Source organism: Fictibacillus nanhaiensis (assembly GCF_023715445.1).
Lineage (GTDB): Bacteria > Bacillota > Bacilli > Bacillales > Fictibacillaceae > Fictibacillus > Fictibacillus nanhaiensis_D.
This window is the reverse complement of sequence record NZ_JAMBOD010000001.1, coordinates 822,363-838,114: the sequence shown is the minus strand read 5'-3', so window position 1 is coordinate 838,114 and position 15,752 is coordinate 822,363. Positions and strand designations below refer to the sequence as shown.

The window sequence follows — 15,752 nt, the reverse complement described above, 5'->3', positions numbered from 1 at the left end:
CCTCAATTCCAGTTCTATTAAATGAGAATCTGCATATGATTTAGTAGATGCTAGAGAGGAGCGGATGATATGAAACAGGATATTTCAATTTTAATAAATGGCAAAGAACCTAAATATAGAGAAGGTAAACAAAAAGTTGAACCTGGCCATGCTAATAAAGAAGTAGCAGCGTCAATGGAAGCGGGAAATGAGCAGAATTTTATTTTGTTGGCGGAACCATTAAAGAAGAATGAGCTTGCTTTTAAAAGAAAGAAAATAAGTTTGTTTTCTAAAAAAAGGACAAGCTTTTATCTACCTAAAAAAAGTAGGGCGCTGCCAAAGCAAATCGTGGCAGCGATTATGGCGGCTGTAGTCACAGGAACGGTTTTAGGTCTCCTTGTTTTAATGGTTTTTTCAACTGACGTTACAGAAGCCGGAAACCAACAAGCAGATAGTGCGCCGGTTCAAAAAGAAGAATCTCCGTCAGCCGGCAAGCTTGCCGCATTACCTCCAATTAAACTGGATTTTTCAGCCCTGCAGGCTGGGGTTTTTTCATCTGAAGAAAGAGCAAAAGATGCTGTAAAAACAATTGAAGAAAAAGGTTTTTCAGCAGCAATATTAGCTGCAGATGATAAAAAATTTGCTGTGATCGTAGGTATAGCAAATGAAAAACATCAATTAAACAGCTATGCTGAAAGCTACCAAAAGGAAATGGAAAAACCTCTTGTGAAAACACTTTCCTTTTCATATGAAGGATTAAATACTCCAAGCAATCTAGATGAAACTTATTTTACAAATGGCAAGATTCTACTGCAGAATGTCTTAACTCTTTCCCAAATGCCAGGAACCAAAGATTCTGGACTTGATCAAACATTAACAGATTTCAATAAATGGAAGGAATACGGTAAGAAACAAAAGGAAAATTGGAAAGAAAAAACCGCTAATTCTGCATCTGATTTTGAAAAACAGCTTGAAGGTGCCTTTCTTGCATTAAAGGATACAAAAAAAGGTGAGCTGAACTGGGCATTTCAACAAAAAGCGATGGACAGTCTTCAATCATATAACAAGTTGCTAGAAACACTAAAATAGAAAATTCTTTAGCAGGCAGAGAAACCTCCCCTTTCTCTGCTTTTATAATTTTAATAAAACATAAACATAAGTGATTTAATAATCTTTCGGGAAATTTGTCAAAAATCGTCTATGAATCTTTGCATTTGCCCACATAAAAATAAGGGATTTGCCGAAAAACTAATAGAAGTGAGTTTTTGACATCGTTTGTCTATTTTTTACAAGTTTGTTATTGTAAAACTGTACATAATTAACATCAACGAACTAGATGAAAGGTGATTACATGAAACGCCTCATTTTAGCCTCTTCTTCACCTCGGAGAAATGAACTTCTGTCATTAACGCTTCTTCCATTTGAAACATACCCAAGTACCATTGAAGAAAAAATGGATATCACTCTTACTCCTGGTCAATTGGTGGAGTCACTAGCTGAACAAAAAGCTGCTGACGTTCTTACATATAATCCAAATGACGTTATTCTCGGTGCAGATACAATCGTCGCTTTCAAAGATATGCGTCTTGGGAAACCTCAAAATGAACAGGAAGCAGCTGAAACGCTAAGGATGCTGTCCGGTCAAACTCATGATGTATACACAGGTGTGTGTATTATGGATAAAGAAAAAAAACGTATATTCTCGGTTAAAACGAGCGTGACTTTTTATCCGCTTGAAGAGGAAACGATTACCTGGTATATCAGCACAGGTGAGCCTTTTGACAAAGCAGGAAGTTATGGTATTCAAGGTTCAGGTTCTTTACTCGTAGAAAAAATTCATGGAGATTACTTTAGTGTAGTAGGTTTACCAGTATCAAAAGTAGCTAGAACACTCATGGATTTCGGATTTTCTTTCACCGGGTCAGTCAGATAGACTGAAAAATCGAGGGAGGAACGTAAGTGGCAATAAAACCGCTTATGATTAAAGATTTTCCATTGCAGGAAAGACCCAGGGAAAGGCTGTTGCAAGATGGCCCTGATTCCCTCTCCAACTATGAATTGTTAGCTATACTTTTGCGTACAGGGACAAAGCAGATGTCTGCTATACAACTTTCACACCATATCATTCAGCATTTTGAAGGTTTAAGACATTTAAAAGATGCAACGATTGGTGAATTGAAAGAAATTAATGGTATCGGACCTGCCAAAGCGGTGGAACTCCTTGCGGCAATCGAAATTGGCAAAAGGATCAGCCGTCTTCAATTTGAAGAAAGGTATACGATCCGGTCTCCGGAGGATGGAGCAAGATATTTGATGGATGAACTGCGTTTTTTGCATCAGGAACATTTTGTCTGTCTCTATCTGAACACTAAAAACCAAGTGCTGCATAAAAAGACAGTTTTTATCGGAAGTCTGAATACATCAATCGTTCATCCAAGGGAAGTATTCAAAGAAGGTTTGAAACGATCAAGTGCTTCTATCATATGCTTTCACAATCATCCGAGTGGGGACCCGGCTCCCAGCAGGGAAGATATTGAAGTTACTAAAAGGTTAGTAGAGTGTGGAAAGATGCTTGGAATTGAAGTGCTGGATCACATTATTATTGGTGATCAAAAATACGTAAGTTTAAAAGAAAAAGGATATGTTTAACATTGTCTTTTGAATCTTTTATAGCGTATAATCAAACGTATGAGTTTTGCTTGATGAAAGGAGTTTACATAAATGTTTGGTGGATTTTCAAGAGATTTAGGAATTGATTTAGGAACTGCAAACACACTTGTTTACGTGAAGGGCAAGGGTGTTGTTGTGCGTGAACCTTCCGTTGTTGCTTTGCGTACTGACACAGGTTCAATTGAAGCAGTAGGTAATGCTGCTAAAAATATGATTGGCCGTACCCCAGGGAATATCGTTGCTGTTAGACCGATGAAGGACGGGGTAATTGCCGACTTTGAAACAACGGCAACAATGATGAAGTATTTTATTCAGCAGGCACAAAAGAACCGTTCTGTATTTGCTCGTAAGCCTTATGTAATGGTTTGTGTTCCTTCTGGAATTACAGCAGTTGAAAAACGTGCTGTTGAAGATGCTACAAAGCAAGCGGGTGCACGGGAAGCATATACGATTGAAGAGCCGTTTGCTGCAGCAATCGGTGCGGATCTGCCTGTTTGGGAGCCGACTGGAAGTATGGTTGTTGATATCGGCGGAGGTACAACAGAAGTTGCGATTATCTCTCTTGGAGGAATTGTAACCAGCCAGTCTATTCGTATTGCTGGTGATGAAATGGATGACGCAATTATCGCGTACATTAAGAAGACTTACAACTTAATGATCGGTGAGAGAACAGCAGAAACTCTTAAACTTGATATAGGTTCAGCTGGGACGCCAGATGGCATTGAAGATATGGATATCCGTGGGCGTGATTTGTTGACAGGTCTTCCAAAAACGATTACGATAACGGCGGAAGAAGTTTCCAGCGCGTTGCGTGATACGGTCAACAGTATTATGGATGCTGTAAAGGTAACTCTTGAAAAAACCCCGCCGGAGCTTGCTGCTGATATTATGGATCGCGGCATCGTTCTAACAGGTGGAGGAGCTTTATTGAGAAACTTGGATAAAGTGATTAGTGAAGAGACAAAAATGCCTGTTATCGTGGCGGAAAACGCATTGGATTGTGTAGCCGTAGGAACTGGCCGTGCGCTTGAAAATCTGCACCTTTTCAAATCCAAAGCTGGTATAACTTCTAGATCTAAATCCAAGTAAGTAGGTGTATTTTCATGCCACATTTTTTTTCGAATAAACGCCTTATCATTCTGCTAGTAAGTATTATTATTCTAGTAGCTTTGATTGGTTTTTCGATGAAAAAAAGGGAAAGCCTAACCTTACCTGAACAGTTTTTAAAAGATTCTGCAGGACTAACACAAACGATTTTCTATAAACCCGCTAATACAATAGCGGGTTTCTTTGAGAATTTAGCTGAAATGAAACAGCTTTACAAAGAGAATCAAATGTTAAAAGCAAGGTTAGATGAGTACGCAAAATTATATGTACAGTACGAGGAAGTAAAGAAAACAAATGAAACTTTAAAAGCACAGCTGGATAAAGAAGAAGATCTTACTGATTTCAAGGTGAGAGAAGCAACTGTTATTGGCCGTTCGCCTGATCAATGGAACCAATTCATTTATATCAATAAAGGGGAAAAAGACGGGATCAAGCCAAAGATGGCAGTTATATCTCCACAGGGATTTATTGGTAAGGTGACGAACGTTTCCTTGTTTCAATCAACGGTTCAGCTCATTAGCGACAACGATCGGACAAACCGTTTTTCTGCTATTGTCCAAGGGGAACGAAATATTTTTGGAACGATAGAAGGATACGACCCTAAACGACAGGCTTTGCTTTTTAAAAAGATTCCAGTAGACGCAAAGATTAAGAAAGGCCAAAAGGTCATTACATCTGGTCTCGGTGATGTCTTTCCTCCTAACCTGCTTATTGGAGAAGTGGTTGATATCGAACCAGATGAAGTTGGTTTAACCCAAACGGCTTACTTAAAACCTTCAGCTGACCTGTATGATTTGGATCATGTGATGGTGCTCGAAAGAGAGATGCCAGCAGTAGATGAAAGTTTAAAAGAAAAGGAGGAAGAATGATGAAAAAGATCCTTCTTCCTTTTCTTATCTATTTAGCTTTCATAAGTGAAAGTTCATTAATGCAAGCTTTACTGCCTCAAGAAAACAGTATGGAATGGCAATTTATTCCTCGCTTTTCTATGGTGATGATCCTATTTATTGCAATGTACCTAAATACAACTTATGGACTTGTCTATGGATTAGCGTTTGGGCTTCTTACTGATTTGCTCTATACGGATATAATCGGAGTTTATTTATTCTCAATGGCTGCAACGGCTTATATTACTTCGGTATTCTCAAGATATCTTTTCGGAAATCTGATTGTTACATTGCTTCTTTCCATTGTTGGCGTGTCTATCCTGGAGTTTTTTGTTTACGGTTTAAACAGCCTGATCGGGATCAGCAATCAAATGATCGACCTGTTTCTTTATAAAAGATTGTTGCCTACCCTCATCTTAAACGGTTTCTTTGCGATACTCATTTATTATCCATATGATAAGCAGTTAAATCTGCTGAAGGATACTCTAAAAGAAAACTAACAGCAGCAAAGAGGAATTTAGACCTAGCTGTCGAATGTTAGTACGTTGAGGTGAACAATGGCAATGGTACAGAAACTGCAGCACAACGTAACGATTAAAGGTACAAAAGACGGCCTCATTTTGTTGTTGGATGATAAATGTTCCTTTGATAATATTATAGAGGAACTCTATGATAAATTAACTGCAAACAGTGGACAATTGCTGAACGGTCCAGTTATTTCTGTAAAAGTGAAAGCAGGAAAGAGATACATTTCTGCTGAGCAGGAAGAGAAATTGCGGGAAGTTTTAAAACAAAAAGAGAATCTGATCTTAGAAAAAATAGAATCAGACGTTATCACCAAAGCAGATGCTGAGGAAATGAGAAAAGATGCACAAGTTGTAACCGTTTCAAAAATTATAAGGTCAGGACAGGTTTTAGATATACAAGGAGACCTTTTATTAATAGGGGATGTTAATCCCGGGGGAACCGTAATGGCCACCGGTAACATTTATATTATGGGTGCTTTAAAAGGAATTGCACATTCCGGAAGTAAAGGGAATGAAGAAGCAATAATTGCTGCCTCTGTCATGAAACCTTCTCAGCTAAGGATTGCACACCATATTAATAGAGCACCCGACTCTTATCCGGATTTAGGAAATGAGATGGAGTTTGCTTACATATCCAAAGAAGAACAACAGATCCGGATTGATCGGATCAGTGCTGTTCATCGACTTAGACCGGCGTTGAACAGCTTGGTATAGAAAGGGGAATGAAGCATGGGAGAAGCGATTGTCATTACGTCTGGGAAAGGTGGAGTCGGTAAAACGACGACTTCTGCCAATATTGGGACTGCTCTAGCTCTTTCTGGGAAAAAAGTATGTCTCGTGGATACCGATATTGGATTGCGTAACCTTGACGTATTAATGGGACTCGAAAACAGAATCATTTATGATCTAGTAGATGTTGCAGATGAACGCTGTAAATTAAACCAGGCTTTGATCAAAGATAAACGTTTTGAATGTTTGTATCTGCTTCCTGCAGCTCAAACAAAAGACAAATCTTCAATCCAGCCAGAGCAAGTAAAGAAAATTGTGCAGGAATTAAAACAAGATTATGACTATGTGATCATTGACTGTCCTGCTGGTATTGAACAAGGCTTCAAAAATGCTGTTGCTGGTGCAGATAAATCGATTGTTGTAACTAATCCTGAAATATCATCGGTTCGTGATGCTGATCGGATTATCGGTTTGCTTGAGCAAGAAGATGTAGAAGCACCTAAACTAATCGTAAACAGACTGCGGAACCACCTTGCAAAAAGCGGTGATATGCTGGATGTTGACGAGATTGTTTCTGTACTCTCGATTGAACTGCTAGGAGTAGTCGTAGATGACGAAAACGTAATTAAGGCAGCTAATAAAGGTGAACCTGTTGCTATACAGCCGGATTCTAAAGCCTCCATTGCTTACCGGAATATAGCAAGAAGAATTTTGGGAGAATCAGTTCCTCTATTGTCATTAGAAGAAGAAAAAGGCTTCTTTGGCAAGATCAAAACATTATTAGGAATGAAATAAAACATTGGCTATGGGCCAATGTTTTTTTGTTTTTGTTGTTCCTCTAAGCCTGGCTCTCATTTTACTCATATCTGCTCCGGACAAGTCATAGGATGTACATATATGATAAAAATGGGGGAACGGGTATGAAAAATAGAGCAGATGAAATCCGAAAGAAATATGGGAACATATCAAAAAAGGGAAGTTTTAAAGAAAAAGGAACACCTCTTGCAAGAGACGGGTCGGAAAAGAATCATCCTCTATTTAACCGTCATGCCATATTAATGCAGGTCATGTTTTCAATCATTCTATTTTTAATCGTAGGCATTATCTTTAAAAATACTGGTGAGCAAACGGCTAAAGCGCAAAATTTTATTAAACAGATTTATCAAGATGAGTTCCAGTTTGCTGCAGCAAAAGATTGGTATGAAGAACAATTCGGAAAGCCTCTTGCTTTGCTTCCAAAAGATAAAGTGGTCAAGAAACAGCCAGAGGAAGCTAGTGAGGTATTTGCCGTTCCTGCTGATGGAAAGGTATATGAGACTTTCAGTACAAATGGAAAAGGAATCTGGATAGAAACCGGAAACAAGGAAGAGTTTGTAGAAACTGCAAAAGATGGATACATTGTTTTTGCAGGAAAAAAAGAGGATCTTGGGTACACCGTTATTATTCAGCATTCTGATGAACAGGAGTCTTGGTACGGTGATCTAAAAGAAATCGATAAATCCATAAAACTTTATAATTATGTAGAGAGCGGAACACGTTTAGGTAAAGTATCAGAAAATGACGGCGGAAAAACCGGGAAATTTTATTTTGCGATCAAAAAAGACAAAAGCTTTATCGATCCTAGCAAGGTGATTGATATTGATTAACTTGATCTATCAATTTATCCGAAAAATAAAAGTGAATCCGGCTTTCTGGATCGTTATCTTCGGTGCAGTTTTTACTGGTCATTTTAGAGAAATTATTATATGGTTTTTCGTTGTGCTTATACATGAGATGGGTCATTTTGCCGGGGCCCATCTTTTTAAATGGAGAATATCCAGAATTGACCTGCTTCCTTTTGGAGGTGCAGCAGTGGTAGAGGAACACGGCACACGGCCATTTCATGAAGAGATTTGGGTAGCTGTCCTTGGTCCGTTGCAGCATGTATGGATGACTGGACTGGCAGCTATGCTTAACAGTTTGGAGGTGATATCTCCAGCTGATTTTTCCTGGTTCTTGTTTTTAAATCTCACTTTATTCACATTCAATTTATTGCCTATCTGGCCTTTGGATGGCGGGAAGATCGCTTTTGCATTATTTACCAGATGGGTCCCATTTAAATTAGCACAGCGCCAATTTTTACTATGGTCTGGTTCCTTTATGTTAGCAGGGGGAGCTTGGCAGCTATACATGCAGCCTAAACATTTAAATCTATGGGTAATATGTGTCTTCCTGGCAGCCGCCCATATCCTTGAATGGAGAAGAAGACACTATGTTTTTATGCGCTTTTTGTTAAGTAAGATGCAGCAACAGCCTTCCTATCGGACTCGCACACTGATCGTATCCCCGGCAATGTCTTTATCAAAAGTTACCCACCATTTTATAAAAGGATTCTCGCACACTATTGTTGTAAAAGATCAGAAGCCACTAACGTTGAATGAAAAGGACCTATTAGAAGCCTATTTTAATAAGCATTCTCCTGAATGTGCAATTGGTCACGTTTTTCGTTAAAATAAAGAAACGATAGATGTACAGGGAGATGTGAATTTCAGGATGCAACAAATAGTAATTAATGCAGCAGGAATGGAAAAAAGAACGGCGCTCCTTAATAATGGTAAGCTTGTAGAATGCGTGTATCAAAGACCAAGTGATAAACCTTCGGCAGGAAGTATATATAAAGGAAGAGTACAAAAAGTTCTTCCGGGAATGCAGGCTGTCTTTGTAGATATTGGCACGAATAAGAATGGGTTTCTTCATAAAGATGACCTGCCTGCATTTCAGCGGTTATCGAACGAAAACAAAAGACAGACATCCATATCTAATCTTATAAAAGAGGGAGAATCTGTACTGGTACAAGTTGCGAAAGAGGAAAGTGGCGATAAAGGTGCGAAATTAACTGCCCTGCTGTCATTTACAGGACATCTTCTCGTATATTTTCCATATACTCCGCATGTGGGTGTTTCAAAAAAAATAAAAGAATCAGAGCGGGATGTTTTATTAAAATGGGGCTATGAACAATCAGATGGTCAGGATGGAATGATTATTCGAACAGGCTGTGAAACCTTTCCTGAAAATGAAATGGCTCTGGAATTAAACGGCTTAAAAAAACAATTTATAAATGTTGAGAAAATGGCCGCGGGGAAAAAAACTCCCAGTTTAATTATCCGCCCTCCTTTTTATTACACATCTTTAGAAAGGTGGCTTAATCCCGCTATTGATGAGATTATTGTGGATGATCCTGACGTTTATTCACAAATTAAAGAGTACGCATCTACGTACCCCGTAACATATAACATTAGACTTTATAATGAGAAAGAACCGATATTCAAAAAGTATGGAGTTGATATAGAGATTCAAAAAAGCTTATCACCCCATGTATGGCTGAAAAATAGTGCTTCTCTTTTTATTAATGCAACAGAAGCTTTAACAGTTATTGATGTGAATACCGGAAAGTTTACGGGAAAAAAAGACCGTTCTAAAACTGTACTCGAGACAAACCTTTTAGCCGCAAAAGAAATTATGAGACAGCTCCGATTGCGTAATTTTGCCGGAATGATCGTTATCGATTTTATTACCATGCAGTCAAATGCAGATAAAGAAAAGGTTCTGGAAGCCATGAAAGAAGAAACAAAAAAAGATTCCTCAACCATCATCCTATATGGTTTCACAAAAATGGGTTTGTTTGAGCTGACAAGAAAAAAAGAACGTCCTTCATTATTAGAGACTCTTGCCGTTAAACAACAAGGCGACATAATGGACGGCCGCCTGCTTCGTCCGGAAACATTTTATTATGAGCTTGAACGAATAGCTATGGAGTATAAGTATCATGTTGATGAAGCGCTATGGATCGAAGCGCCGTCATATTTTGCAGACTGGCTCAACAAAGATTCGGAAAAGCTTTCTGTTATTGAGAAAAGATATGATATTACTTTACTGATAACACCTGGCCCATCAAATCGTGAAATTACCGTCAGGCAGACAGGTACAAATACTGACTTAAAAAAGCGAATGCTAAAAGATTCAGATTGACACAAGGGTGCCAAACATGGTATCCTTTTTTCGTTAGTGTTTGGAGCACCCGCTCCAACCGCACAGACTAGGTTTTTAAGTATTTTATATACACCTAGGATGGCGAGTCTGAGTATAAGAGGAGGTGCACGTTGATGTACGCAATTATTCAAACTGGTGGTAAGCAAGTTCGAGTTGAAGAAGGTCAAGCAATCTATGTTGAAAAACTAGATGTTGAAGCTGGTGAAACAGTTACATTTGAAGATGTATTGATGGTCGGTGGAGACAGCTTGAAAGTAGGAGCTCCTTTAGTTGAAGGTGCTACAGTTACGGCAAAAGTTGAAAAACACGGTCGTGGCGAGAAGGTCGTTGTCTACAAGTTTAAGGCGAAGAAGAACTATCGTCGTAAGCAAGGACACCGTCAACCATACACAAAAGTTGTGATTGACAAGATTAACGGGTAATTCTCATGATTTCAGTTTCTATTTTCAGAAACAGCGATCAAAACATACTTTCGTTTACGATGGAAGGACACGCTGATTTTGCTCCACATGGCCAAGATTTGGTTTGTGCAGCCGCAACCGCCGTGTCGTTCGGTACAATTAATGCTATTGAAAAGCTTTGCGGCTATGAGCCTGAAGTGACCACTCATGAAGATGGTGGATTTCTAAAGTGCAAAGTACCGAATAATCTAAATGATTCAACCTATCAAAAAACGCAATTGCTTTTGGAAGGCATGATTGTATCTCTTGCTTCGATTGAAGAAGGATACAGTGAGTATATAAAATTGACTGAACATGAAGGAGGTGCAACGAATGCTTAAATTAAACCTTCAATACTTTGCCTCTAAAAAAGGGGTAGGTAGCACAAAGAATGGTCGTGATTCACAGTCTAAGCGTTTAGGCGCTAAGCGTGCTGACGGACAATTCGTTTCTGGTGGTTCAATTCTTTACCGTCAACGCGGTACTAAGATCTATCCTGGTACAAACGTTGGTAAAGGCGGAGATGACACTCTATTTGCTAAGGTAGACGGAATCGTTCGTTTCGAGCGTTATGGCCGTGACCGCAAAAAGGTAAGTGTTTACCCAATCGCGCAAGAGGCGTAAGAGGGAGATAAAAACTCTAACCAGATTGGTTAGGGTTTTTTCTTTGTACTATAGGAAAGTGATTTTAGGAAAATTTAGTATGAGTGGCAACTGAGGCTGGCGGATAAAGATTGGCGTCAGCCAAATTTTCTTTTTGTCGTAGACAAAGTTTAAGTACTGCGCTAAATTTGTTGGTGTAAGGTATAGCCCTATTAAAAGGAAAGGCTAGGAGTGCGATGATGTCAAAAAAATGGACGACTGTCGATCTTTTGCGCCATGCCAGGCATGACTGGCTGAACCAGCTTCAGCTTATTAAAGCAAACCTGTCCCTTAACCGCACGGAGCGGGCAAAGGAGATAATGAATGAAGTGATTGAATTATCCCGGGAAGAATCCAGAATCTCTAACCTGAAAACCCCGAATTTACCAGAGTACTTACTAACCTATAATTGGCTGAAGCACCCGGTAAAATTGTTTGGAAAAGTTAAGGGTGAAAGCGGAGATTTTAGTTTATTTGAAGAGGAATTGTTACATACAACGGATGAGTTATGCGATGTGCTGAACAATTCAATTTCGGGATATGAGGAATACTCACTTACTGTTACATTTGAACCTGAAGATCTTATCGTTAGTTATACATTTGTGGGTAATCTCTCCGATCAGGAGAATACACTCGAAAAAATGAAGAAAATTTTTTCAACACATAAAAGCATGGTACTCATCGAAAGCTATATTCAGGAGAATAAGTGTTATTTTGAATTTCAGTTAACTTCCTAATGAAAGGAGGAGAATTAAATGTTTGTCGATCAAGTCAAAATTTATTTAAAAGCCGGTGACGGCGGTAACGGAATGGTAGCGTTCCGTCGTGAAAAATATGTTCCGGACGGCGGTCCAGCCGGCGGTGATGGAGGAAAGGGCGCAAACGTTATCTTTGAAGTGGAAGAAGGACTTCGTACACTAATGGATTTCCGTTATAATCGCCATTTTAAAGCTCCGCGAGGCGAACATGGTATGTCTAAAGGCATGCATGGTAAAAAGGCTGAAGATATGATCGTAAAAGTTCCTCCTGGTACTGTTGTAACAGACGCAAATACTGGAGAAACGATTGCAGATTTGGTTCACCATAAACAGCAAGCGATTATCGCTAAGGGCGGCCGCGGCGGCCGTGGTAATATTCGTTTTGCTACACCAGCAAACCCTGCACCTGAAATTGCAGAAAATGGCGAGCCAGGTGAAGAGCGTGAGGTAACATTAGAATTAAAAGTATTAGCTGATGTTGGACTTGTTGGGTTTCCAAGCGTAGGAAAATCAACATTCTTATCTATCGTATCAGCTGCTAAACCTAAGATTGCAGCTTACCACTTCACTACAATTACACCTAACTTGGGGGTTGTAGCTGTTGAGGATGGCAGAAGCTTTGTGATGGCTGACTTGCCTGGATTGATTGAAGGTGCCCATGAAGGTGTAGGGCTTGGACATCAATTCCTGCGTCATATTGAAAGAACGCGTGTTATTCTTCACGTTATTGATATGTCAGGTATGGAAGGCCGCGATCCGTATGATGATTTTATAAAAATCAACGATGAACTCAATCAGTACAACATGAGATTGATGGAACGCCCTCAAATTGTTATTGCAAATAAGATGGATATTCCTGGAGCGGAAGAAAATCTGGCGGAGTTTAAAGAAAAAGTTGGGAAAGACGTTCAGGTATTCCCTATTTCAGCTATTACTCGTCAAGGGATTCGAGAAGTATTATTTGCGACAGCTGATATTCTTGAGGTAACACCGGAATTCCCTCTTATCCATGATGATGGGGTGGAACAGCAGCGTGTTCTTTATAAACATGAAAAAGAAGAAGCAGGATTTTACATTACACGTGATTCAGATGGAACGTTTGTTATTAATGGTCCTAAAATTGAGAAATTGTTCAAGATGACAGATTTCTCAAGGGAAGAATCAACAAAAAGGTTTGCACGCCAAATGCGTACACTTGGTGTTGACCAGGCGTTGAGAGACCGCGGTGCAGAACATGGAGACGTTGTAAGAATTCTAAAGTATGAATTTGAATTTATTGATTAAACAAGGGGCTGACCCAAAAGGGCACGTAACGTGATCTTTTGGTGTCGGCCTTTCTTATTTTGTGGAAGTCTATACACCAAGTCGATCATTCTATTCACCGATAATAAGGGTCTATGAACTGAATTTGCCTTTCTATGCTCCTAAAAAAACATCTATGCGCAATTTCATTTTCTATGCGCTGATTTTGACGCACTATGCACCAAAATAGTTATTCTATGCACCAAACCTACATTATGGGTTTTAGGCAATTTTCATAAGCATTGTAGCTCTTTGGGTTGATTTCCGCTCCAGGATGCTTACTTAAGCTCCAATAAACTTGTGAACGAAGTGACTAAAAAACAATCACTTAAAAAAGAGCCATTTTTTGTGAATGTGTCCATGTGGAATAGACATTTTCCTTTGGATTTATTATAATAAGTGTAAGATTTACACCGGAGGAAATTCTTATGAAAAACGATAAACAATACTATATGGTAAGAGAAGATGTCCTGTCAGAATCAATGCAAAAGGCGCTGGAAGCAAAATCATTATTAGACCGCGGAAAAGTTAAAACTGTAGCTGAAGCCGCGGAAAAAGTAGGTTTAAGCCGCAGCGCATTTTATAAGTACCGCGATGGAATTTTTCCGTTTCATACGATGGTGAAAGAAAAGATTATTACACTTTCCATACATCTTGAAGACAGATCCGGTGCTCTTTCAAGTCTTCTAACAGTCGTTGCCTCACAAGGATGCAATGTACTGACGATAAATCAAACCATTCCGCTGCAAGGACGCGCACATATAACGCTTACCATTGAAACAAACATGCTGCAAGGTGATATGAAAGAATTATTGGCAACATTAAATAGAATGGAAACCGTTGAAAAAGTAGAAGTTGTAGGTACAGGAGCTTAAAAATAAGAAACCAGCAGAATGGATCTGCTGGTTTTGTTTTTCTATAATAAATAACCTTTTTGACGCAATGCATGGCAAGCATTGTCAATTTTTTCTTTTGAATCAGAGGACAAGGTGTGCATGTGTACACCTTCCGTAAGCTCACTTAAAAGAGAAGCCTGGGTTTCTTTTAAACGTTTTATGAAATCCTCAACATCTTTGCGGCTGGACAGCTTGAGTGAAGCTTTAATATCTCCATAAACAGGGTGTTCAACTGTTACATCATCGACGGTAACTCCGTGATCCACAATCGTATTTAATTCATCGATTGTCTGGTCAGGAGAATGATTTGCTGCTATCACACAAGAAAAAGATTTTTCTTTTGCGGGTTTCAAAAAAATATACCCTTGAGCAGTGGCCATTATTGGCTCACCGCTGGCTTTTAAAAGTGACATATCCTGTACAATTACTTGTCTGCTCACATTCGTTTTTGACGCAAGCAATGATCCGCTAAGAGGCTCTGAAGCTTCTTTTAGCCACTTTATAAGCTGCAGCCTTCTGTCATCACCTTTTAATTTTTCCGCTGAATTCATCTTAAAGCTACCTCTCTATCTGATAAAAATTGTTTTGTGATCTCATTCAATGCATGGCAAAGGGTATATATGTGTTCTTTGGTTGTATATCGGCTCAAAGATACGCGTACAAGACCATGCGCTTCGCTCATATTCCGGCCCATTGCAAGCAAGGTTTTAGAAGGTGACTGCATGCCGTTCTTGCAGGCTGATCCAGTCGATACAGCAATGTTTCTTCGGTTGAGCTCCTGCATAACCAATTGACCCTCTAATCCTTTTATCCTAACCGGCAATATATAGGGGGATCCCTCTGAACTGCCTTCAAATATGATATCTTTATTCATTAGTATAAGCGAAATAAATTCTTTTCGCATTTCTGCTGCGTGCTGATAATTTTCCTGCTGAAGCTGCAGCGTTTCTTCAGCTGCCGTCACAAATGAAACGATAGATGGGAGATCAATTGTCCCAGGCCGAAAACCTCGTTCATGGGTGACGCCAGAAATAATGGGTGAAATGTGTGCCTGAGGTGATATATAGACGGAACCTGTCCCTTTTGGACCATGTATTTTATGAGCAGAAACTGTATAAGAGTCTAGACAGATTGAATTAAAATGTTCAGGATCCAGTTTTAAAAATGATTGAACACAGTCACTGTGAAATAAAATATCGTTCTTCTTAAAAATAAGCTTAAGTTCTTCGAGATCCTGAATAATCCCTGTTTCACTGTTAACATGCTGGATGGTCGCAAGAATGGTATCTCGACGGAGATAATTTTCTATTTGCCTGTTTGTCACTTTTCCTGTTTCATCTACAGGAATACGAGTAACCTCAAATCCCTGTGTTTCCAAATATATAAGAGCGTAATCAACAGATGGATGCTCAACGTTCGAAGAGATGATATGCTTACCTTTTTCTTTCGATCCAAGAGCTAAAGAAGTGATGGCTAAAAAATTGCCATCCGATCCTCCCCCTGTAAAATAGATTCCTCTTGGGTCTCTTCCTGTTAATTTCCCTAAAGCAGACCTTGCATGCTCCAGAAGATCATGGGCATCCTGTCCGCTGTCATGAAGACTTTCTGTATTTTCATAAAAATTTTTTGCCGTATCTAGATAGGCGTTCATCGCTTTATCAGACATAGGTGTAGTTGCGGCATAATCCATATATAACAAGGTCATCACCTCAAATTTTTTAAAAATCTACTTGTAACAAGTGTAATTCTATGTAAATATAGGTGTCAAGACACATGTAAAGTCGAG

Annotated in this window: 19 protein-coding genes and 1 other annotated feature; of the genes, 17 read left to right on the top strand and 2 right to left on the bottom strand. The window is 39.2% G+C overall.

What is annotated here, in order from left to right:
* The first annotated feature begins 69 nt into the window (after window positions 1-69).
* The 17 genes from M3196_RS04425 to M3196_RS04345 all read left to right on the top strand — a co-directional run bounded on the left by M3196_RS04425 (window position 70) and on the right by M3196_RS04345 (window position 13,945).
* Window positions 70-1,068, top strand: coding sequence for a hypothetical protein (locus M3196_RS04425; RefSeq protein ID WP_251321017.1), 999 nt, complete (start codon window positions 70-72; stop codon window positions 1,066-1,068).
* Between the two features lie 262 nt (window positions 1,069-1,330).
* Window positions 1,331-1,912 carry a Maf family protein gene (locus tag M3196_RS04420; RefSeq protein WP_251321016.1) on the top strand — a complete coding sequence of 194 codons (582 nt, stop codon included), beginning with the start codon at window positions 1,331-1,333 and terminating at the stop codon, window positions 1,910-1,912.
* A 44-nt stretch (window positions 1,913-1,956) separates the two neighbouring features.
* Entirely contained in the window at window positions 1,957-2,628 is a 672-nt protein-coding gene (radC, locus tag M3196_RS04415) for a RadC family protein (RefSeq protein ID WP_251321725.1), read from the top strand.
* A gap of 72 nt (window positions 2,629-2,700) precedes the next feature.
* On the top strand, window positions 2,701-3,738 hold the full coding sequence (locus M3196_RS04410) for a rod shape-determining protein (RefSeq protein WP_251321015.1): 1,038 nt from the start codon (window positions 2,701-2,703) through the stop codon (window positions 3,736-3,738).
* A gap of 14 nt (window positions 3,739-3,752) precedes the next feature.
* Window positions 3,753-4,625: a rod shape-determining protein MreC gene (gene mreC / locus M3196_RS04405; RefSeq protein WP_251321014.1), complete on the top strand. Its 873-nt coding sequence runs from the start codon at window positions 3,753-3,755 to the stop codon at window positions 4,623-4,625.
* Window positions 4,625-5,143 (top strand): rod shape-determining protein MreD, encoded by a 519-nt coding sequence (gene mreD, locus M3196_RS04400; protein WP_251321013.1) that lies wholly within the window; start codon window positions 4,625-4,627, stop codon window positions 5,141-5,143. Before mreC ends, mreD begins: the two co-directional genes overlap by 1 nt.
* Before the next feature lie 63 nt (window positions 5,144-5,206).
* The gene (gene minC, locus M3196_RS04395; protein WP_251321012.1) at window positions 5,207-5,884 is read left to right on the top strand and encodes a septum site-determining protein MinC; all 678 of its coding nucleotides are present in this window, start codon (window positions 5,207-5,209) and stop codon (window positions 5,882-5,884) included.
* Window positions 5,885-5,899: 15 nt separating this feature from the next.
* Window positions 5,900-6,694 carry a septum site-determining protein MinD gene (gene minD, locus M3196_RS04390; protein ID WP_251321011.1) on the top strand — a complete coding sequence of 265 codons (795 nt, stop codon included), beginning with the start codon at window positions 5,900-5,902 and terminating at the stop codon, window positions 6,692-6,694.
* A gap of 125 nt (window positions 6,695-6,819) precedes the next feature.
* Window positions 6,820-7,545, top strand: coding sequence for a M23 family metallopeptidase (locus M3196_RS04385; RefSeq protein WP_251321010.1), 726 nt, complete (start codon window positions 6,820-6,822; stop codon window positions 7,543-7,545).
* A complete protein-coding gene (locus M3196_RS04380) occupies window positions 7,538-8,389 on the top strand; it encodes a site-2 protease family protein (RefSeq protein ID WP_251321009.1) in 852 nt (283 codons plus the stop codon). The genes M3196_RS04385 and M3196_RS04380 overlap by 8 nt, the downstream gene beginning before the upstream one ends.
* 42 nt (window positions 8,390-8,431) lie before the next feature.
* Window positions 8,432-9,907 (top strand): Rne/Rng family ribonuclease, encoded by a 1,476-nt coding sequence (locus M3196_RS04375; protein WP_251321008.1) that lies wholly within the window; start codon window positions 8,432-8,434, stop codon window positions 9,905-9,907.
* Between the two features lie 46 nt (window positions 9,908-9,953).
* Window positions 9,954-10,027: a sequence feature (ribosomal protein L21 leader region), on the top strand.
* A gap of 14 nt (window positions 10,028-10,041) precedes the next feature.
* Window positions 10,042-10,350 (top strand): 50S ribosomal protein L21, encoded by a 309-nt coding sequence (gene rplU, locus M3196_RS04370; protein WP_066291353.1) that lies wholly within the window; start codon window positions 10,042-10,044, stop codon window positions 10,348-10,350.
* A gap of 5 nt (window positions 10,351-10,355) precedes the next feature.
* Window positions 10,356-10,709 carry a ribosomal-processing cysteine protease Prp gene (locus tag M3196_RS04365; RefSeq protein WP_251321007.1) on the top strand — a complete coding sequence of 118 codons (354 nt, stop codon included), beginning with the start codon at window positions 10,356-10,358 and terminating at the stop codon, window positions 10,707-10,709.
* Entirely contained in the window at window positions 10,702-10,992 is a 291-nt protein-coding gene (gene rpmA, locus M3196_RS04360; RefSeq protein ID WP_066291343.1) for a 50S ribosomal protein L27, read from the top strand. The genes M3196_RS04365 and rpmA overlap by 8 nt, the downstream gene beginning before the upstream one ends.
* A gap of 218 nt (window positions 10,993-11,210) precedes the next feature.
* On the top strand, window positions 11,211-11,747 hold the full coding sequence (locus tag M3196_RS04355; RefSeq protein WP_251321006.1) for a Spo0B domain-containing protein: 537 nt from the start codon (window positions 11,211-11,213) through the stop codon (window positions 11,745-11,747).
* 18 nt (window positions 11,748-11,765) lie between these two features.
* On the top strand, window positions 11,766-13,052 hold the full coding sequence (gene obgE, locus M3196_RS04350; protein WP_251321005.1) for a GTPase ObgE: 1,287 nt from the start codon (window positions 11,766-11,768) through the stop codon (window positions 13,050-13,052).
* A 446-nt stretch (window positions 13,053-13,498) separates the two neighbouring features.
* Window positions 13,499-13,945, top strand: coding sequence for an ACT domain-containing protein (locus M3196_RS04345; RefSeq protein ID WP_251321004.1), 447 nt, complete (start codon window positions 13,499-13,501; stop codon window positions 13,943-13,945).
* A gap of 41 nt (window positions 13,946-13,986) precedes the next feature.
* Here the strand turns inward: M3196_RS04345 and M3196_RS04340 are convergent, their stop codons facing one another.
* Both M3196_RS04340 and M3196_RS04335 read right to left on the bottom strand, forming a co-directional pair.
* Window positions 13,987-14,517 (bottom strand): transcription repressor NadR, encoded by a 531-nt coding sequence (locus tag M3196_RS04340; RefSeq protein WP_251321003.1) that lies wholly within the window; start codon window positions 14,515-14,517, stop codon window positions 13,987-13,989.
* Window positions 14,514-15,656, bottom strand: coding sequence for an IscS subfamily cysteine desulfurase (locus M3196_RS04335; protein WP_251321724.1), 1,143 nt, complete (start codon window positions 15,654-15,656; stop codon window positions 14,514-14,516). The genes M3196_RS04340 and M3196_RS04335 overlap by 4 nt, the downstream gene beginning before the upstream one ends.
* Between the last annotated feature and the right edge of the window lie 96 nt (window positions 15,657-15,752).